Annotated in this window: 16 protein-coding genes; 11 read left to right on the top strand and 5 right to left on the bottom strand. The window is 72.8% G+C overall.

From position 1 onward, the window contains the following. Positions 1-160 precede the first annotated feature (160 nt). The 3 genes from BMW88_RS16215 to BMW88_RS16205 all read left to right on the top strand — a co-directional run bounded on the left by BMW88_RS16215 (position 161) and on the right by BMW88_RS16205 (position 5,795). On the top strand, positions 161-4,378 hold the full coding sequence (locus tag BMW88_RS16215; protein ID WP_245777825.1) for a SpoIIE family protein phosphatase: 4,218 nt from the start codon (positions 161-163) through the stop codon (positions 4,376-4,378). Beyond that, positions 4,308-4,601 (top strand): STAS domain-containing protein, encoded by a 294-nt coding sequence (locus tag BMW88_RS16210; protein WP_089951538.1) that lies wholly within the window; start codon positions 4,308-4,310, stop codon positions 4,599-4,601. Before BMW88_RS16215 ends, BMW88_RS16210 begins: the two co-directional genes overlap by 71 nt. Before the next feature lie 156 nt (positions 4,602-4,757). Beyond that, positions 4,758-5,795, top strand: a complete 1,038-nt coding sequence (locus BMW88_RS16205; protein WP_089951537.1) for a TerC/Alx family metal homeostasis membrane protein — start codon at positions 4,758-4,760, stop codon at positions 5,793-5,795. On the opposite strand, the gene BMW88_RS16200 is transcribed toward BMW88_RS16205, so the two are convergent. Together BMW88_RS16200 and BMW88_RS16195 are read right to left on the bottom strand one after the other, a co-directional pair. Next, positions 5,692-6,597 carry an alpha/beta hydrolase gene (locus tag BMW88_RS16200; RefSeq protein ID WP_177221129.1) on the bottom strand — a complete coding sequence of 302 codons (906 nt, stop codon included), beginning with the start codon at positions 6,595-6,597 and terminating at the stop codon, positions 5,692-5,694. The two genes, BMW88_RS16205 and BMW88_RS16200, sit on opposite strands and share 104 nt — an antisense overlap. Beyond that, positions 6,594-7,580 (bottom strand): hypothetical protein, encoded by a 987-nt coding sequence (locus BMW88_RS16195; protein ID WP_218148081.1) that lies wholly within the window; start codon positions 7,578-7,580, stop codon positions 6,594-6,596. The genes BMW88_RS16200 and BMW88_RS16195 overlap by 4 nt, the downstream gene beginning before the upstream one ends. Before the next feature lie 100 nt (positions 7,581-7,680). On the opposite strand from BMW88_RS16195, the gene BMW88_RS16190 reads away from it, so the two are divergent. The 4 genes from BMW88_RS16190 (at position 7,681) to BMW88_RS16170 (ending at position 12,615) form a co-directional block, all read left to right on the top strand. Beyond that, positions 7,681-8,151: a (2Fe-2S)-binding protein gene (locus BMW88_RS16190; RefSeq protein ID WP_245777824.1), complete on the top strand. Its 471-nt coding sequence runs from the start codon at positions 7,681-7,683 to the stop codon at positions 8,149-8,151. Positions 8,152-8,572: 421 nt separating this feature from the next. Next, positions 8,573-10,597, top strand: coding sequence for a xanthine dehydrogenase family protein molybdopterin-binding subunit (locus tag BMW88_RS16180; RefSeq protein ID WP_089951533.1), 2,025 nt, complete (start codon positions 8,573-8,575; stop codon positions 10,595-10,597). 28 nt (positions 10,598-10,625) lie between these two features. Beyond that, positions 10,626-11,105, top strand: coding sequence for a MarR family winged helix-turn-helix transcriptional regulator (locus tag BMW88_RS16175; protein WP_245777823.1), 480 nt, complete (start codon positions 10,626-10,628; stop codon positions 11,103-11,105). Positions 11,106-11,313: 208 nt separating this feature from the next. Further along, complete coding sequence (locus BMW88_RS16170) at positions 11,314-12,615, top strand: alpha-amylase (protein WP_245777822.1); 1,302 nt, start codon at positions 11,314-11,316, stop codon at positions 12,613-12,615. Between the two features lie 16 nt (positions 12,616-12,631). On the opposite strand, the gene BMW88_RS16165 is transcribed toward BMW88_RS16170, so the two are convergent. From BMW88_RS16165 to BMW88_RS16155, 3 genes are all read right to left on the bottom strand, one after another. After that, the gene (locus BMW88_RS16165; RefSeq protein ID WP_089951531.1) at positions 12,632-12,949 is read right to left on the bottom strand and encodes a hypothetical protein; all 318 of its coding nucleotides are present in this window, start codon (positions 12,947-12,949) and stop codon (positions 12,632-12,634) included. A 90-nt stretch (positions 12,950-13,039) separates the two neighbouring features. Further along, positions 13,040-14,500, bottom strand: a complete 1,461-nt coding sequence (crtI, locus tag BMW88_RS16160; protein WP_177221128.1) for a phytoene desaturase family protein — start codon at positions 14,498-14,500, stop codon at positions 13,040-13,042. 17 nt (positions 14,501-14,517) lie between these two features. Beyond that, entirely contained in the window at positions 14,518-15,594 is a 1,077-nt protein-coding gene (locus BMW88_RS16155; RefSeq protein WP_089951529.1) for a polyprenyl synthetase family protein, read from the bottom strand. 143 nt (positions 15,595-15,737) lie between these two features. On the opposite strand from BMW88_RS16155, the gene BMW88_RS16150 reads away from it, so the two are divergent. From BMW88_RS16150 to BMW88_RS16135, 4 genes are all read left to right on the top strand, one after another. Then, entirely contained in the window at positions 15,738-16,664 is a 927-nt protein-coding gene (locus BMW88_RS16150; RefSeq protein WP_089951528.1) for a phytoene/squalene synthase family protein, read from the top strand. Positions 16,665-16,677: 13 nt separating this feature from the next. After that, complete coding sequence (locus BMW88_RS16145; RefSeq protein WP_089951527.1) at positions 16,678-17,640, top strand: Rieske (2Fe-2S) protein; 963 nt, start codon at positions 16,678-16,680, stop codon at positions 17,638-17,640. 81 nt (positions 17,641-17,721) lie between these two features. After that, positions 17,722-18,009: a WhiB family transcriptional regulator gene (locus BMW88_RS16140; protein WP_089951526.1), complete on the top strand. Its 288-nt coding sequence runs from the start codon at positions 17,722-17,724 to the stop codon at positions 18,007-18,009. Further along, positions 18,006-18,866, top strand: a complete 861-nt coding sequence (locus tag BMW88_RS16135) for a MerR family transcriptional regulator (protein WP_089951525.1) — start codon at positions 18,006-18,008, stop codon at positions 18,864-18,866. The genes BMW88_RS16140 and BMW88_RS16135 overlap by 4 nt, the downstream gene beginning before the upstream one ends. Positions 18,867-18,905: the final 39 nt, after the last annotated feature.

Here is an 18,905-nt window from a genome sequence, read left to right as displayed (position 1 = left end):
CGCACGGCATCATCTGCACCGTGCCGGTGGAGCCGGTCGAACGTCGCCCGCGCCGACGCCGCGGGTGACTTCGCACACTTGCCGGAACTCGTCGTGCAACAGCCGCCGAGTGCCTGCACCCTGGAGAAGTCGTTCGGTGATGGTGGTGGAAGGACGGTCGGTGACGCGCTCTGACAACAACGGGCCCGGACACCACCGTACGGCGCTCGCCGAGGTGTTCGCACAGGACCTCGCGGTCGGCCGCGACCTCGCCGCAGTGGACTGGGCGGCCACGCCGCTCGGACCGGCGAGCGGCTGGCCGCAGAGCCTGCAGACCGCCGTGAGCATCCTGTTGTCGTCCAGGTTCTCCATGTGGCTCGCCTGGGGTCCGGAGCTGACCTTCTTCTGCAACGACGCCTACCGGCGCAACACGCTGGGCCGCAAGTACCCGTGGGCCCTCGGGCGACCGGCCGCGCAGGTGTGGGCGGAGATCTGGGAGGACATCGGCCCCAGGGTCGACAGCGTGCTCACCACCGGGGAGGCCACCTGGGACGAGGCGCTGCTGCTGTTCCTGGAGAGGTCCGGCTACCGCGAGGAGAGCTACCACACGTTCTCCTACAGCCCGCTGCGCGACGACAGCGGCGCCGTGGCGGGCATGTTGTGCGTGGTCAGCGAGGAGACCGAGCGGGTCATCGGCGAGCGGCGGATGGCGACGCTGCGCGACCTCGGCTCGGACCCCAGCGTCGCGCGCGAGGAGCAGGACGTGCTGGCGTTCGCGTGCGCGCAGCTCGAACGCAACCAGCGCGACCTGCCGTTCAGCCTCGTCTACCTCTTCGACGACGGTCACGCGCGCCTGGCGGGAGCCGCCGGGATCGAGCCCGGTCATCCGGCCGCTCCGGTAACCCTGCCGGTGTCCGACGCCTCCCCGGTGTGGCCGGTGGCGGCGATGCGGCGCGGTGAGTCCGTCGTGGCCGGGCTCGACGGGTTCACCGGCCTGCCCGGCGGGAGCTGGAACACCCCTCCCGTCAACGCCCTGGTGGTGCCGTTGCAGCGTCCCGGCGGCGCACCGCACGGGTTCCTGGTGGCGGGCCTGAACCGGCACCGCCCGCTCGACGCCGGCTACCGGGGTTTCGTCGAGCTGGTCGCGGGCCACATCGCCGCCGGCCTCGCGGGAGCCCGTGACTTCCGCGCCCAGCAGCGGCGTGCGGAGGAGCTCGCCGAGCTCGACCGCGCCAAGACCGCGTTCTTCTCCAACATCAGCCACGAGTTCCGCACCCCGCTCACGCTCATCATGGGCCCGGTGCAGGACCTGCGCGACCAGCTCGGCCGGGCGGACCCCGCAGTGGGGCAGGAGCTCGAGGTCATCCACCGCAACGGCCTGCGGCTGGGCAAGCTCGTGAACACGCTGCTCGACTTCTCCCGGCTCGAAGCCGGCCGCATGCAGGCGGTCTTCCAGCCCGTCGACCTCGCGGCGGTCACCGCGGAGCTCGCCAGCGTCTTCCGCTCGGCCGTCGAGAAGGCGGGCCTGCGCTTCGAGATCGACTGCTCCCCCTTGCCCGAGCCGGTGCACGTCGACCTCGGCCTGTGGGAGAAGGTCGTGCTGAACCTGCTGAGCAACGCGCTCAAGTTCACCGTCGAGGGCTCGGTCGGCGTCTCCGTGCGGGCGGGCAGCGGCCAGGCGGTGGTGACGGTCAGCGACACCGGTGTCGGCGTGCCGCGGCACGAGATCCCGCGGCTGTTCGAACGCTTCCACCGCATCGAGAACACCTGGTCGCGGTCGAAGGAGGGCAGCGGCATCGGGCTCGCGCTCGTGCAGGAGCTCGTGGGCCTGCACGGCGGCACCATCCGCGCCGACAGCGAGGAGGGGCGGGGCACCACCTTCACCGTCGAGCTGCCGTTCGGCACGAAGCACCTGCCGGCCGACGCGGTGTCGGACGAGCCCGTCTTCCCCGCGGTGTCGGACATCGCCGCCCCGTACGTGCAGGAGGCGCTGCGGTGGCTGCCGGATCCCGGCCCCGGTGTCGAGGACCTGGTGCCCAGCACGGCCGCCGGCTCGGCACCGGAGGTGTCCGCGACGGTCCTGGTCGCCGACGACAACGCCGACATGCGCGAGTACCTCACCCGGCTGCTGCTCAGGGCGGGGTACGAGGTCCGCGCCGTGACCGACGGCCAGGCGGCGCTGGAGGCGGCGCGCACGCACCCGCCGGACCTGGTCGTGAGCGACGTGATGATGCCGCGCATGGACGGCCTGTCCCTGGTCACGGCCCTGCGCTCGGATCCGCGCACGATGGCGGTGCCGGTGCTGCTGCTGTCGGCGCGGGCCGGGCAGGAGGCGTCCGGCGAAGGGCTGCGGGCCGGCGCGGACGACTACCTGGTCAAGCCGTTCGCCGCCGCCGACCTGCTGGCGCGGGTGCGCGCGAACGTGGACCTGGCGCGCCTGCGCGGCCAGCACGCCCGGTGGCGCGACGCGCTGATCGACTCCCTGCAGGAGGCGTTCTTCGTCTGCGACGACGACGGAACCGTGGTCGAGATCAATTCCGCCTTCACGGAGATGCTCGGCTACGGGCCGGAGGGCCTGCCGTACCCCGTCCCGCACCCGTGGTGGCCCGACGCGGAGACCGATCCAGAGGAGCGCAGGCAGTTCACCGACGCGTTCGACACGCGGACCGGGCGCGACAACAGCAGCAAGACCGTCCCCGTGGTGCACCGGGACGGCCGGCGGCTGTGGGTCAGCGCGCTCATGAACCCCGCCCGCGACCCGGACAGCGGCCGGACCATGACCGTGGGCACGTTCCGCGACGCCACCGCCGACCACCACGCCCGCAGGCGCGAGGCCGCGCTCGCGGACCTCAGCGTGCTGCTGTCCCGCGCCACCAGCACCACCGAGGCGCTGTCCGGCGCGCTGGCGCAGCTCGCGCACCTGTGGCGGGCCGAGCAGGTCGTGGCCGTCGTCTTCGGGCGCGAGGAGGTGCCGAGGGTCTTCACCGCCACGGCCGGCCCGGCCTGGGGCGACCTGCCGGAGGACGAGCGCGCGGTCCTCGTGGCGCTGCGGGACCACCCGGCGCTGACCCCGGTCCTCGTCGGCGACGGCGGCGCCGCGGTCACCGTCGAGCACCCCGACGGGCCGATGGTGCTGCGGCTGGGCATCGACCCGCGGCACCAGTTCACCGAGCAGGACGGCCTGCTGCTGTCGTTGCTGGCCGGTCACCTCGCGCAGGGCCTGTCCCGGGCGCGGCAGATCGACCAGCAGCGGGAGACGGCGCTGGCGCTGCAACGCGCGATCCTCGGCCCGTCGCACCTGCCGGGCGGGTTCGCCGTGCGCTACGAACCGGCGGCACGACCGCTCGAGGTGGGCGGCGACTGGTACGACACGTTCCCGTTGCCGGACCAGCGCATCGGCATCGTCGTCGGGGACTGCGTCGGCCGCGGGCTCACCGCGGCCGCGGTGATGGGCCAGCTGCGCAGCGCGTGCCGCGCCCTGGTGCTGCAGGAGATCGGCCCCGCCCGCGCGCTGATGGCGCTCGACCAGTTCGCCGCCGGCGTGCCGGGCGCCCTGTGCACGACCGTGTTCTGCGGTGTCCTCGACCCCACCACCGGCCACCTCGTGTACTCGAGCGCCGGGCACCCACCCGCGATCCTGGCGCTCCTCGACGGTTCCACCCACCTGCTCGAAGAAGGGCGCTCCATCCCGCTCGCGGTCCGGCCGGGCGTGCTGCGCACGGAGGCCCAGTGCACCCTGCCGCCGCGCTCCACCCTGCTCACCTACACCGACGGGCTCGTCGAACGCCGTCGTTCGTCGCTGACCGAGGGCATCGACAAGGCCGCGCTCGCCGTCCAGCAGGGCCGGGCGAGCGGGCTGGAGGACCTCGCCGGGCAGATCATGTCGGCCCTGTCCCCCGCGGGCGGCTACGACGACGACGTCGCCCTGCTGCTGTACCGGCACCCGGCGCCGCTGGACGTGACCTTCCCCGCCGAGCCCGGCCAGCTCGGCGGCGCCCGCCGCCTGCTGCGCACCTGGCTGCGCCAGTGCGGGCTCTCCGGCCCGCGGGCCCAGAGCGTCCTCCTGGCCGTCGGCGAGGCGTGCGCCAACGCCGTCGAGCACGCCTACCGGGACACCAAGCGCCAGGCCGTCCGCGTGCGGGTGGAGACCGTGGGCGACGCGGGCCTGCTCGCGACCGTGGCCGACACGGGCACCTGGAAGATCCCGATCACCGACCCGGACGCGCGGCGCGGCCGGGGTAGGAAGATCATGCAGACGCTGATGGACGAAGTCGCCATCTTCCCCGACCCGACCGGCACGACCGTGATGATGCAGGTGATGATCCCCGATGACGACGCCGCTCACCCTGACCAGGACCACCGACCAGCGGGGCAGATCTGTCCTCAAGGCGGCGGGTGAGATCGACCTGAGCAACACCGCCGCCTTCGCCGCCGCGCTCTCGGACGCCGAGGGCTCCCTCGTCGTCGACCTCACCGAGGTCCACTACATCGACAGCGCCGGGATGAGCGTGCTGTTCGCGCACGCCGAACGGCTGGAGCTGATCGCGACACCGCTGCTCGCGCCGATCCTCACGATGTCCGGGCTGACGTCCATGGCCAAGGTCCACGGCATCACCAAGTAGGTCACCGGGCGCCGTCCCGTTCCCGGCCGTGGTGTCCGGAGTGGAGTGCCACAGGCCTCGGCAGGTTCGCCGCACCCCGGGAACGGGAACCCGGACGTCCGAGGCACCGGGAGGTCATGTGAACCCACGACGCCGACGGGTCCGGGCGGCCGGCCCATGAGCGCCGACCAGCTCGACATCAGCGTCCTCACCTGGGCGGTGACGGTCGGCGTCGTCGTGCTGCTGCTCGCGGTGGACCTGGTCGTGGCGGCCAGGCGCCCGCACCACGTCGGGTTCGGCGAGGCCACCGCGTGGTCGGTGTTCTACGTGGCGGTCGCCGTCGGTTTCGGCGTCTGGTTCACGCTGCACTACGGCAGCGGACCGGGCACCGAGTACTTCGTGGGCTACCTGGTCGAGAAGAGCCTCTCGGTCGACAACCTGTTCGTCTTCGTGATCATCATGACGACGTTCGCGGTGCCGGACGAGCACCGGCACAAGGTGCTCACCTTCGGGATCGTGCTGGCGCTGGTCATGCGGGCGATCTTCATCGCGCTGGGCGCCACCCTGCTGTCGCTGTTCTCGTTCGTGTTCCTGCTGTTCGGCCTGCTGCTGATCTACACGGCGGTGCAGCTCTACCGCCATCGCGACGAAGACCCCGACATCGAGCACAACGTCGTGGTCAAGACCTCGCGCCGGGTCCTGCCGCTGACCGACGAGTACGCCGGGGGCGACCTGTTCATCCGCCGGGACGGCAAGCGGATGGTCACGCCCCTGTTCCTGGTGCTGGTGGCGATCGGCACCATCGACCTGCTGTTCGCGCTCGACTCCATCCCGGCGGTCTTCGGCATCACCGCCCAGCCCTACGTCGTCTTCGCCGCCAACGCCTTCGCGCTGCTCGGCTTGCGCGCGTTGTTCTTCCTCGTGCAAGGCCTGCTGGACCGGCTGGTGTACCTGTCCACCGGGCTGGCGCTGATCCTCGCCTTCATCGGGGCGAAGCTGATCCTGCAGTGGGCGCACGAGGACGTCGACAAGCGCGTCCCGGAGATCCCGACGCTGCTCAGCCTCGTCGTCATCGCCGTGGTGCTGCTGGTCGTGACGGTGGCCAGCCTCGTCAAGACCAAGCGCGACCCGTCGGCGAAGGCTCACCCCGGTTCGCTGCGGGCGCGGCGGGCCGGAGCGGGGCGGGACGAGCGGCCGGCGGACCGGACGCGCTGACCAGTGCCGCGACGGTGTGCGCGACGATCTCCTCCTGCGCCTCTGCGCGGGACGTGCTCGGCGTCCCGTCACCCGGTTGGTCCCCGTAGTCGCCGAAGAACGCGTGCACGGCGCCCGGGACCAGGCGGAACCTGGTGCCCGCCGGCAGCAGCGCGCGTGACTCCGCGATGTCGGCCGGTGTGGTGAACCCGTCTTGCCCGCCGTGGATCGACCACGCGGTGAGCCCGTTCCGGCCGGACAGGTCGTCGACCGGGTAGGACGCCCACAGCACCAAGCCGCGCACCGACGTGTCCGCGAGCGCGTCCCGTGCCGCGGCGACACCCCCCAGCGAGTGCCCGCCGACCGCCCACACCGGCACCTCGGGGTGCCGGGCGCGCAGACCGGCCGTGTCCCCGCCCAGCAGGGCGATGTGCAACGGCTCCTCCACCACGACCACGAGGAACCCCTGCGCGGCCACGCGGCGCAGCAGCGGCAGGTAGGCGCGGTGGTCCACGCGGGCACCGGGGCGGAACACCAGCCCGGCGCGCACCGGGCCGTCCGGCCGCAGCACCGTCTCGTCGTCCCCCACCACGGTCGCGGCGAACGGCTGGAGGTAGACCACCGGCGCGAGCAGGACGGCGGTGAACGCCACCACGGGCCACGTCCGCCGCCAGAACGCGAGACCGGCCCCCGCCGCGACGACCACGCCGAGCAGCACGGGGTGCGCGGGATGTCCGCTGGTGATCGCCCCCCACCCGGCGACGAGCAGCACGAGCGGGACGACGACGCAGGCCGCCGCGGCCGCGCGCCGCAGCCAGGTCACGACCGGACCAGCGCGGCCAGCCGGACACCGGCCCAGATCAGCAGGGCGAGCACCCCCACCAGCAGGTACTCGATCAGCGGGATGCGCACCACCTCGTCGATCCGGCCGAACCCGCGCCAGGAGTAGACGCCGAGCGCCGCCACCACGAACGCGCCGCCGATCCACCACCTCGCCGCCGCGCCGAGCCCGACGCCGTGCATCTGGGTGAGCACGAAGATCGCGACGAACCCGAACAGGAACATCGGCCACACCCCGTCCGGACCGGAGTTCATCACCGCGACGAGCGTGCCGTGCACCGCGACGAGCAGTTCGAGCGTCAGCGTCCACCAGCGGTTCGTGTGCGCGGTGGTGAACATCAGGCTGCTCTGCACCAGCAGCAGGAACATGTAGAAGAAGCCGATGAGGTGCCCGCTGGTCGACTCCATCGGGTGGTACCAGAACGTGTAGATCGCGGCCCAGCTGAACAGGTAGCCGTGGTAGCGCCGCACGAACCCGACGACCTGCTCCGAGATCGGCGCCGACCACGTGAGCACGAGGCCGCGGCGGCGGTTCTCCATCAGCAGGACCGCCACGAGCAGCAGCACGACGGAGCCCTGCGAGCTGAAGATCGAGACGTCCTGCGCCAGACCGTCGTAGAAGAGCTGCGTCTGCACCGCGTGCAGACCGATGAACCCGGCGTTCGCGGCGAGGGCCACGACGTTCAGCCGGTGCAGGCCGGTGGTGTAGCGCCGGACGCGGGTCTGCGCGTAGTGGATCAGGCCCCACGACACGAGCTGGTGCGCCGCGTAGCCCGTCCAGGCGGACGCCCTGCTCCAGAAGGTCGGGTCCGGTAGCTGCCAGTAGTACCAGGACGCTCCCTGGTCGGGCAGCAGCGCGACGCCGTGCAGCCGTTGGCCGAGCAGCCACACCAGGCCCGTGAGCAGCGCACTCGCCACCACGCCCCACCCGAGCACACCCAGCCGCGTCCGCGATTCGTTCAGCACGCTGAGCATTATGCAGATGTTCAGCGCGCTGAACAAAACCTTGCCCACCGGCTCCCCGCACCGCTACGTTCAGCGAACTGGACAACCCGGGAGGACCCCAGTGGCCCGATATTCGTTGCGCGTCAACGGTGAACGACACGAGGTCGACGTCGAGGGCGACACTCCCCTGCTCTGGGTGCTGCGCGACGAGCTGGGCCTGACCGGCGCCAAGTACGGCTGCGGCGTCGGCCTGTGCGGCGCCTGCACGTCCCATGTGGACGGTGCGGCGGCGCGCCCCTGCGTGACCACGACCGCCGACAGCACGCGGGCGCGGATCACGACGATCGAGGGCTTGTCGCGCGACGGGAACCACCCGGTGCAACGGGCGTGGCGCGAGCTCGACGTGGCGCAGTGCGGCTACTGCCAGCCCGGTCAGGTCATGGCCGCGGCGGCGCTGCTCGCCCGCGACCCGGACCCCTCCGACGAGTCGATCGAGGAAGCGTTGCGCGACAACGTGTGCCGCTGCGGGACCTACCCGCGCATCCGCGCCGCCGTGCGGCGCGCCAGCCGGATCATGCGGGACGAACGGTGACGGGACGCGCTGGGGCCGTTGTGCGGCAAGGGCGTCGATGCGGTTGCCGGTTTTCGGTCACCGCGGAGGTGCACGTGCCGCTGCGCGTTGCGGGGCACACGAGGATCCGCTCACGAACACCTCTGCCCGCTGAGCGCGCCGCCGCACAGGCCATGATCGCGTCCACCCTCACACCCGCAGCCGACGAACCCGCGTCGATAGCCGACGCGCCGCTCCACAACACACCGCACCACGCGGAAAACGCGCCCAACACACCACCTCTGCCCGCTGAACGCGCCGCCGCCCAGGCCGTGACCGCGTCCGCCCTCACACCCGCCGCCGGCGAACCCGCGTCGAAAGCCGACGCACCCACCACTGCCGAGTCCGCACCCGAGGTCCGCGCGCGGCTCGCCGGCGCGGGCAGGACCGTCCGGGAGGCACGATGATCAGCCGCCGCACGCTGCTGCGAGCCACCGGGGCCGGTGCCCTGCTCGTGGCCGTCCCGGTCCCCGCCTCCGCCGCCGGGGGCCTGGTCCCGAACGTCTTCGTGCGCCTGGACGACGCGGGTCGCATCACCGCGACCGTCCCACGTCCCGACACCGGCCAAGGCGTGCGCACGGTGGTCGCGCTGATGGTCGCCGAGGAGCTGGCCGTCGAGACCGGTGACGTCACGCTGGAGCAGGCGCCGGGCGACACCGAACGGTTCGGCCCGCAGACCATCAGCAACTCGTCCTCGGTCCGGCAGCTCGCCACGCCCATCCGCACCGCCGCCGCGACCGCGCGGTGTCTGCTGGTCACCGCGGCGGCACAGCGGTGGGGCGTGCCGGTCGCCGAGTGCGCCGCGAAGGACGGGGCGGTGTGCCACCCGCGGCGGGGCCGGCTGCCCTACCGGGTGCTCGTCGGTGCGGCGGCGGCGCTCGATCCGGCCACCGTGCCCGTGGAGCTGACGCCGCCGGAGAAGTGGCGGCTGCTCGGCAAGACCCGCGGCGGACGGGTCGACGCGCGCGACATCGTCACCGGGCGCACCCGGTACGGCATCGACTCGCGGCCGGACGGCGGGCTCGTCGCGGTCGTGGCCCGGCCGCCGTGGCTCGGCGCGGTGGCGCAGGCCGTCGACGACACCGCCGCCCGCGCGCTGCCCGGTGTCGTGGACGTCTTCCCGCTCACCGCACCGGGTGAGGGGCAGGGCGGCGTGGCGGTGGCCGCGCGGTCGACCCACCAGGCGTTGCGCGGGCGGGACGCGCTGCGGATCACCTGGACCGGCGGCACGCCGGCCGCGGACAGCCGCGCCTGGCTCGCCGATCTCGAAGCGGCACTGCCCACCCGGAGCCCGATCGACGGGGTGCAGCGGGTGTACCGGATGCCGTTGCTCGCGCACGCGCCGATGGAGCCGATGAACGCCAGCGCGCACGTCCGCCCGGACGGCGTGACGGTGTGGGCGCCGACGCAGGACCCCGGCGGGCTGCGGACCATGCTGGCCCGTCAGCTCGGCGTGCCCGTCGCGTCCGTGCGGGTGGAGGCCACGGCGTCCGGTGGCGCGTTCGGGCGGCGTGTCGAGCCCGACCCGGTGCTGGAGGCGGTGGCTTGTTCGCGGCGGACCGGGATGCCGGTGTCGGTGCTGTGGACCCGCGCCGACGACATGCGCAACGACTCCTACCGGCCGATGTCCGTGCACCGGCTGACCGCCGAGATCGGTGCGGACGGCGTGCCCGTCCGGCGGACGCACGAGGTCGTCACGTGGCCGCTGACGGTGCTGCCCCTGTTCGCCAACCCGGCGCTGATCAAGGCCAGCGGCGACCACTTCCCCTACACCGTGCCCGGTGAGGTCTCGGTCATCGTGCGGCCCGCGCCGCTGCGCACCGGGTTCTGGCGGTCCGTGTACTCCGGGCAGTTCCTCTACGCGGAGGAGAACTTCCTCAGCGAGCTGGCCGCGCGGTCGGGACTCGACCAGGTCGCGCTGCGCCGGGCGCTGCTGCCCGCGGGCTCGCGGCTGCACCGGGTGCTCGACGCCGTCGCGGAGAAGGCCCGCTGGAGCAGGCAGGAGCCCGGCACGAGCCGGGGCGTCGCCTGCCTGGAGGAGTACGGCTCCGCCATCGCGGTGATCGCCGTCGCCGACCCGCGGTCGCGCGAGGTGCTGCGCGTGCACGCCGCCGTCGACGTCGGCGTGGCGCTGCACCCGTCCGGTGTCCGCGCGCAGGTGGAGGGCTGCGTGGTGGACGCGCTGTCCACTGTGCTCGGTGCGCAGATCACCGTCCGGGAAGGACGGGTCGCGGAGTCCTCGTTCGGCGACTACCGGTGGGCGCGGATCGGCCAGACCCCGGACGTCGACGTCACGATCGTGCCGTCGAACGCTCCGCTGGGCGGTCTCGGCGAGCTCGCCTACCCGCCCGCCGCCGCGGCCATCGCCGCGGCGCTGGCGGGCGGCACCCCGGTGACCGGCATGCCGTTCGGGACCGACGTGGGGTGATCGGGCCCGGCCCTGAGATGATGGGGCCGTGGCCGAGGGAGACGAGCTGGCGGTGGCGCACCGCCCCGACCAGGTGGGCGCGGACGTCGCGTCGTGGCCGACCGGCAGGCTCCTGTCGGTCGCGGCCCGCGTCGTGGAGAAGCGCTTCGAGGACTTCCTGGCGAGCCGCGGCCTCACCCACGCGGGCATGATCACTCTGCACCACCTCGCGGACGGGCCGCGCTCGCAGCGCGAGCTGGCCCTGCTGTGCCGGGTCACCGACCAGACCATGAGCCGCACGATCGAGCACCTCGGCCGCGGCGGCCACGTCGTGCGCAGCCAGGACGCGAAGGACCGCAGGAGGACGTCGGTGAAGATCACCCCGGCCGGCCGCCGCGCCCTAGCCGCCGCCCGCCGCGAGGAGCGCGAGTCCGACGCGCTGCTGGGCGCGGTCGACGACTACGAGCACTTCCGGCGGCAGCTGATCGCGCTCATCGCGGCCGCCACCACCGCCGCCGAGGACCGGTAGCGGGTCCGCCCGGCGGCCCTTCGGACCACACCCGCTGGGCCGTGCGCTCCACGGACGAATTCCGCGCGAAAGTTCTTGCAGCCCTTCCCGGCCCGCACCACCGCCTGGTACGACCGGTGGAGAACCCCTGCGGCAAGGAGACAACGTGGTTTCCTCAGCTCTACGCGTCCTTCTCACGGCCGTGCTGGCCCTGACGCTCTGCACACCTGTGCAAAGTTTTGCAGCACCGCCCGGCACCAAGGACGTCACCGCCACCCTGTTCCAATGGCCGTTCGCCCGTGTGGCGTCGGAGTGCACCAACGTCCTGGGCCCCAAGGGCTACGGGTACGTGGAGGTCTCCCCCGCCACCGAGCACGTCCAAGGTCCTCAGTGGTGGACCAGCTACCAGCCCGTCAGCTACCGCGTCGCCGGGCGCCTCGGCGACGAGACCGCGTTCCGGAACATGATCACGACGTGCCACAACGCCGGCGTCAAGGTGATCGCCGACGCGGTGATCAACCACATGAGCGCGGGATCCGGCACCGGCACCGGCGGGACCGGCTACTCCAAGTACAGCTACCCCGGCGTGTACAGCGACTGGGACTTCCACTCCTGCCGATCGCCGATCAGCAACTACCAGGACCGCTTCAACGTCCAGAACTGCGAGCTGGTCGGTCTGTCCGATCTGGACACCGGCAGCGAGTACGTGCGGGGCGCGATCGCCGGGTACCTCAACCGGCTCATCGCGATGGGCGTGGACGGCTTCCGCATCGACGCGGCCAAGCACATCGCCGCGGCCGACCTCGCCGCCATCAAGGGCAAGCTGACCAACCCCGGCGTGTTCTGGGTGCACGAGGTGATCCACGGCGCCGGCGAGGCGGTGCAGCCCGGCGAGTACACCGGGTCCGGAGACGTGGACGAGTTCCGCTACGCCTACGACCTCAAGCGGATCTTCCAGCAGGAGAACCTCGCGTACCTGCGCACGTTCGGCCAGTCGTGGGGCTTCCTGCCCAGCGGCCAGGCGAGGTCCTTCGTGGACAACTGGGACACCGAGCGCAACGGCTCCACCCTGTCCTACAAGGACAATTCCACCTACACGCTCGCGAACGTGTTCATGCTCGCCTGGAACTACGGCGCGCCCCAGGTGTACTCCGGTTACGAGTTCACCGACAAGGACGCGGGCCCGCCCGGCGGCTCCGCCTGCTACACCGGCTGGAAGTGCCAGCACGCGTGGACGCAGATCGCGAACATGGTGGCGTTCCGCAACACCGTGGCCGGCACCGACGTGAACAACTGGTGGGACAACGGCTACGACACCATCGCGTTCGGCCGCGGCACCAAGGGGTACGTCGCGATCAACCGCGAGACGTTCGCCGTCACCCGCACGTTCCAGACCGCGCTGCCCGCCGGCACCTACTGCAACGTCCAGGAGAACGGCTGCGTCCGCGTGACCGTCGACTCCTCCGGCAGGTTCACCGCCACGCTCGGGGCGGGGACCGCGCTGGCGCTGCACGTCAACGCCAGGGGCTGAGGCCGCCGGGCCCGCGTCACACCGCGGGCCCGGCACCGCTCATCGACAGCAGGACGGTCCCGCGGCGGCGGTAGGCGACCGCCGCCACCGACAGCCGCACCGGCACGCCACCGAGCACGGCGCCGAGCGCCGCGGCGAGGTCGCGGACCGCCCGGTCGTGCCCGGCACCGCGCCACACGACGACCTCGGCGTGGACTTCACCGGAGAACGAGATCTCGCACCGCACGCCCCGCACGGCCGGGTGGCACAGCGCCGTCCGCTCCACGAGCGACACCCGCTCGTCGTCGGACATCGGCGCGCGCAGGTGGACGACAGGGCCGGTGCAGCTGGTCAACGGAGACTCCTCACGACTGGTGCACGACATCAGTCAGGACGGCGCGGGAGCCCAACTGTCACGGTGATTCACCGGATCGGGGCAGGTCGTTCACCGCCGGAGCCGTTCAGCGGCGAGCCGGCCGGAGATCAGCACCGGCGGGATCCCGACGCCGGGCGTGGTGCCGCTGCCCGCCAGCACGACGTTGCCGTCGCGGAACGGCAGGTTGCGCGGCCGGAACGGGCCGGTCTGCGCGAACGTGTGGGCGGCGGAGAACGGGGTGCCCGCGGGTTGGCCGTCCCGCGCCCAGTCGTCGGGCGTCACCACGGCGAGCGGCTCGGCGTCGACGAGCAGCTTGCGCGCCGACATCTCCTCCACGAGCTCCTCGGCGTAGCGCCGGGCCAGCGCGTCCCAGCGCAGCGGGGCGGCGTCCAGGTTGGGGCAGGGCGCGAGCAGGTACTGCAGGTGCCTGCCCTCCGGCGCCAGCGCGGGGTCGGTCAGCGACGGCGTGGTGAGCAGCAGCGACGGATCGCTCATCAGCTCGCCCCTGCGGATGATCTCGTCGAAGGTCCCGTCCCACTTCTCGCCGAACGAGATCGTGTGGTGCGCGAGGTCGTCCACCACCCGCCCGGCGCTGAGGTGCACGACCACCGCGGACGGCGACCAGCGCAGCGGCAGGACCCTGCGCGGCTCGCCGCGCAGCAGCCGGGTGCTCTGCGCGGGCCCGGTGGCGAGGACGACGGCATCGCACGTGATCCGGTCGTCGGCCGTGCGCACGGCCGTCACCCGGTGACCGGTGCGTTCCAGCTCCTCGACCTCCACGCCGTAGTGGAACCGCACCCCGGCGGCGGACGCGGCGTCGGCGAGCGCCTGGGGCACCGCGCGCATGCCACCGCGCGGGAACCACACCCCGGCCACGGTGTCCATGTAGGCGATGACGGCGTAGGCGGCGAGGGCGTCGCGCGGTGCGACACCGGCGTAGAGCGACTGGAAGGTGAAGACCCGCCGCAGGCGTTCGTCGTGCAGGAACCTCCCGACGGCCTTGGCGAGCGAGCCGAACCCGCCGAGCCGCGTGAGCGTGAGCAGGTCGGGGCCCACCAGGCCCAGCGGCGAGTCGAAGCTCGCCCCGATGAACCTGTCCCGCTCGACCTCGTAGAGCCGCGAGAGCCACGCCCGCAGGTCGCGGTAGCCCTGCGCCTCCCTGGCGCCCGCGAACTCGTGCACCGCCTGCTCCATGCGGTTCGCGTCGGTGTGCACGTCCAGTGCGGTGCCGTCGGCGAACGTCGCGCGGTAGGCGGGGTGCAGCGGGAGCAGCTCGAGGTGGTCCTCGCGCCGCTGGCCCACGGCCGCGAACGCGTCGTCGAGCAGCTCGGGCATGGTGAGCACCGTCGGGCCGGTGTCGATCCGATGCCCGTCGAGGTCGAGGCGGCCCGCGAGCCCGCCGGGGTGGGGCTGCCGTTCGAGAACGGTCACCTCGTGACCCGCGCCGCGCAGGTGCAGCGCCGCCGACAACCCCGAGAGCCCCGCGCCGACCACGACCACGCGATCGGTACGGCCTTTCACCACGTGCACCACTGCTGTCCCCTTGCTCAGGTCGTGCGCGTCACGGCCCGGCGCGCGAGGCGCACCAGCTCGTGCCGCGCCTCGTCGTCGATCGTCGCGCGCTCCAGCGCCGCCAGCCCGGAGCCCGCCAGCACCTGGATGTGCTCCTCCACAGCGGCCACCGCCCCGAGCTCCACCAGCAACGCGCGCACGTCCTCGACCGTCCGGTCGCTGACGGACCCGCTCTCCAGGCAGCGCCGGAGCAGCCGCTGGGCCGCCGGGTCGCCCTGCGCGCGCGACAGGGCGATCGACATCAACGGCGTCCGCTTGCCTTCCCGCAGATCTTCCCCCACCGGCTTGCCGGTGACCGAGGAGTCGCCGAACACCCCGATCAGGTCGTCCCGGAGCTGGAAGGCCACCCCGATGTCGTGGCCGTAGGCGCGCAGGCACTCCACGGTCTCCTCGTCGGCGCCCGCGAGCGCCGCCCCGAGGTGCAGCGGCCGTTCGACGGTGTAGGCGGCGGTCTTCAGCGCGGCCACGCGCACGGCGTGCTCCAGCGACTCCTCCCGCCGCGCGACCGCCAGCAGGTCCAGGTGCTGGCCCGTGATCATCTCAGTGCGCATCGCCTGCCACGGTCCCCAGGCCCGCATCAGCGCCTCGGCGGGCAGCCCCGCGGTCACCAGCGCGTCGTCCGCCCAGGCCAGGGCGAGGTCGCCGACCAGGATCGCCGCCGAGTCGCCGTACTGGCGCGCGCTCGCCGCCCACCGCCGGTGCCGGTGCCGAGCCGCGAACGACTCGTGCACGGAGGGCCTGCCCCTCCTGGTCGCCGAACGGTCCATCACGTCGTCGTGCACCAGGGCGCAGCATTGCAGCATCTCCAGCGCCACCACGGCCCGCACCACGGCGTCGGCCCGCGCCGCGCCGCCCGCCGCGCGCCAGCCCCACCACGCGAACGTGGGCCTGATCCTCTTGCCACCGGCCAGGACGAGGTCGCGCAACGGCGCCGAGAGCTCGGGCGCGAGGTCCTGCCTCGCGCGCAGGAAGTCGTGCAGCGCCTCGTCGAGGAGGACGCGGAAGTCGTCCACCCGCGACGGGCGGGCGTCCACGCTGGTCAGCAACGACATCGGCATTCCCCCGGGAGTAGGTCGGAGTTCGGTGGGTTGAGCTAAACAGCGCGGCACGGGATTCGCATGATGAGCACCGCCGTTGTGCGAAGGGCAACTCGCCGCCCTAGCGTGGGGGAACTTCCTCCCTGAAAGGACGACCGATGTCGGCTGAGCGCGAACTGGACGCCGCCGGTGTGACCGCACCGGCGCTGCGCGAGGCGTACCGCCGTTGCCGTGCCCTCAACGCACAGCACGGCCGCACCTACTACCTGGCGACGAGGTTGCTCAGCGCCGAGCAACGCCCCGCGGTGCACGCGCTGTACGGGTTCGCCCGGTGGGTGGACGACGTGGTCGACGACGTCCACAGTGGACCTGAGGACAAGGCCGCCGCGCTGGGCGCGATCGACGACCGCGTCCAGGCCGCGCTGGCGGACCGGACGGCGGAAGACCCGGTGCTGGCGGCGCTGATCGACACCGTGCACCGCTACGACATCCCGGTTCAGCACTTCCGGGACTTCATGACTTCGATGCGGATGGACCTCACCGTCACCGACTACCCCACCTACGGCGATCTCGAACGGTACGTCCACGGGTCCGCGGCGGTCATCGGCCTGCAGGTGCTGCCGGTGCTCGGCACCAGCGTGCCGAGGCAGGAGGCCGAGCCAGCCGCCGCCGCGCTGGGCGTCGCCTTCCAGCTCACCAACTTCATCCGCGACGTCGGCGAGGACCTCGACCGCGGCCGGGTGTACCTGCCCGCGGACGAGCTCGCCGAGTTCGGCGTCGACCGGGAACGCCTGCTGCACGCCCGCGCGGAAGGCCGGGCGGACCGGCAGATCCGAGCCGCCCTGCGCGACCAGGTGCGCCGCACGCGCGAGGTGTATGCACGGGCGTGGCCGGGTATCGGAATGCTCGCGCCGCGTTCGCGGCCGTGTGTGCTGACGGCCTATCGGCTGTACGGACGCATTCTCGACCTCGTCGAGGACGCGGACTGCGATGTGCTTTCCCGCCGTGTCGTCGTGTCCAACGGCAGGCGGCTCGCGGTCGCACTGCCGGCGCTGGCCAGGGCGGTGTTCGCCCGTGCGGCCTGAGAAGAGGACTCCGATGCGCGACCGGATCCCGTTGCGGATCTACTCGAGCCCGCCCTGGCGGGAGCAGCGGCCGACCTGGCAGGACGCGAAGCCGGCGCTGATCGAGGCGGCGCTCAAGCGCGCCACCGCCCGTCCGTCCGGCAACTGGTTCGTCGCGGGCGCGAGCAGGGACGTCGTGAAGGGCAAGCCGTGCGGACGCACCATCGCGGGGCAGGAGGTCGTGCTCTGGCGCGGGCCGCACGGTGTGCTCATGGCGGGCTCCGGCTCGTGCCCGCACCTCGGCGCCCCGCTGTGCGACGGCGCGGTGGCCGAGGGCAAGCTCATCTGCCGCTGGCACGGTCTCGCGCTCGACGGCACCCGGTTCGGCGCGTGGACGCCCTACCCCGCGCACGACGACGGTGTGCTCGTGTGGGTGCGGCTGGACCAAGCGGGAGGCGAGGAGCCGCTGCCCGCGCCGGTGCTGCCGGAGCGGCCTCCGGCGGGGGCGATCGACGCGGTGGCCACGCTCATCGGTCGTTGCGACCCCGAGGACGTGGTCGCCAACAGGCTCGACCCGTGGCACGGCGCGTGGTTCCACCCCTACTCGTTCGCCAACCTGCATGTGCTGGAAACGCCGACCGAGGCCGAGGACCGCTTCCTGGTCGAGGTCACCTTCCGGCTCGCCGGACGGGTGGGCGTGCCGGTGGTCGCCGCGTTCAGCTGCCCGGAGCCGCGCACGGTCGTGATGCACATCGTCGAGGGAGAGGGTGAGGGCAGCGTCGTCGAGACGCACGCGACACCGATCAGGGGCGGGCGCACCGCCGTGGTGGAGGCGACCATCGCGCATTCCGACCGCCGCGGGTTCGCGCTGGCCAAGCCCGCGGCCGGGGCGTTGCGACCGGTCATGCGCTGGGCGGCGGCACGGCTGTGGCGCGACGACCTCGCTTATGCCGAACGCCGCTACGCGCTGCGGCGGGCAGGTCGCTTCCCAGACTGAGCGCGTCGAGTTGCGTCGATTCTGAGTCGATTTTACGATGAGAGTCCATCATCGAGGTCGACCCAGCAGAGGACGTGCGCCATGCCCGAATTGTCCCGTCTTCCTCAACCGGTCACGGAGTCGTGGGACTGGCAGCTCGCTGGTCTGTGCCGAGGCATGGACAGCGCCTACTTCTTCCACAAGCCCAACGAACGGGGTGCCGCGCGCGACCGGCGCGAGGCCGCGGCGAAGGCCATCTGCCAGCGCTGCCCCGTCATGGAAAAGTGCCGCTCACACGCGCTGGAGGTGCACGAGACCTTCGGCATCTGGGGCGGACTCGGCGAAAGCGAGTTGAGGGCGATGCTCGCGAAACGCGCGCGCAGGTCGTGACGTACACACCGCGTGCGGTGGCGGGAATGCTCGGCATCGCCCCGACCACGCTGAGAACCTGGGACCAGCGCTACGGGCTGGGTCCCTCCATCCGCACCGAGGGCGGCCACCGCCGTTACGAGGAGGCGGATGTCGAGGTGCTGCGCCGCATGGTCGCCCTGACCGGTCAGGGCGTGGCGCCGGCCTCCGCCGCGGTCCTGGCCCGCCGGGAGGCGGCGGCCCGGCTGGCCAGGTCGCGCGCACCCCTGGGCGGCGAGGAGGCCCGCGCGGCGCAACGCGGCTTCCTCGCCGCGGCACGGCGCCTCGACGAACCCCTGATGCTCGACCTCGCGGCGAAGCTGATCACGGCCCACGGCGTCGTCTCGGCGTGGGAGGCGGTGTTCGTGCCGTCCCTGGTGGAGCTCGGAGACCAGGTCGCCGAGCGCGGTCAGGGCGTGGAGGTCGAGCACCTGGCCAGTGCGAGCGTGCTGCACGCGCTGCGCGAGGTCCCGCGGTCGGCCAGGCCCGGTCCGCTCGCCGCATTGCTGTCGTGTGCGCCCGATGAGCAGCACGTGCTGGCGCTGGAGGCGCTGGGCGCGGCGCTGTCCGAAGAGGACCGCCTGTGGCGCAGCCTCGGCGCGCGCGTGCCCGCCGACGCGCTGTGCGACGCGGTGACCCGGTTGCGTCCCGTCGTCCTGCTGGTCTGGGCGCACCGAGCCGACCTCGCGCGGCAGGTGCCGTTCGCCGCGCTCGAGTCGCTGTCGGGTGCGGTGGTCGCGGTCGCGGGCCCCGGCTGGCACGGTCTGGAGCTGCCGGCGTCGGTGCACCGGCCCGCGACGCTCACCGAGGCGGTCGGGCTGGTGCTGACCCGCGCCTGACACCTCACCGGGAAATGCGCTGGATCGCCGGGGTCCCGC

It is taken from the genome of Lentzea xinjiangensis (assembly GCF_900110955.1).
In the GTDB taxonomy this organism is placed as follows: Bacteria; Actinomycetota; Actinomycetes; order Mycobacteriales; family Pseudonocardiaceae; genus Lentzea; species Lentzea xinjiangensis.
This window is presented reverse-complemented; position numbering and strand designations above follow the sequence as displayed.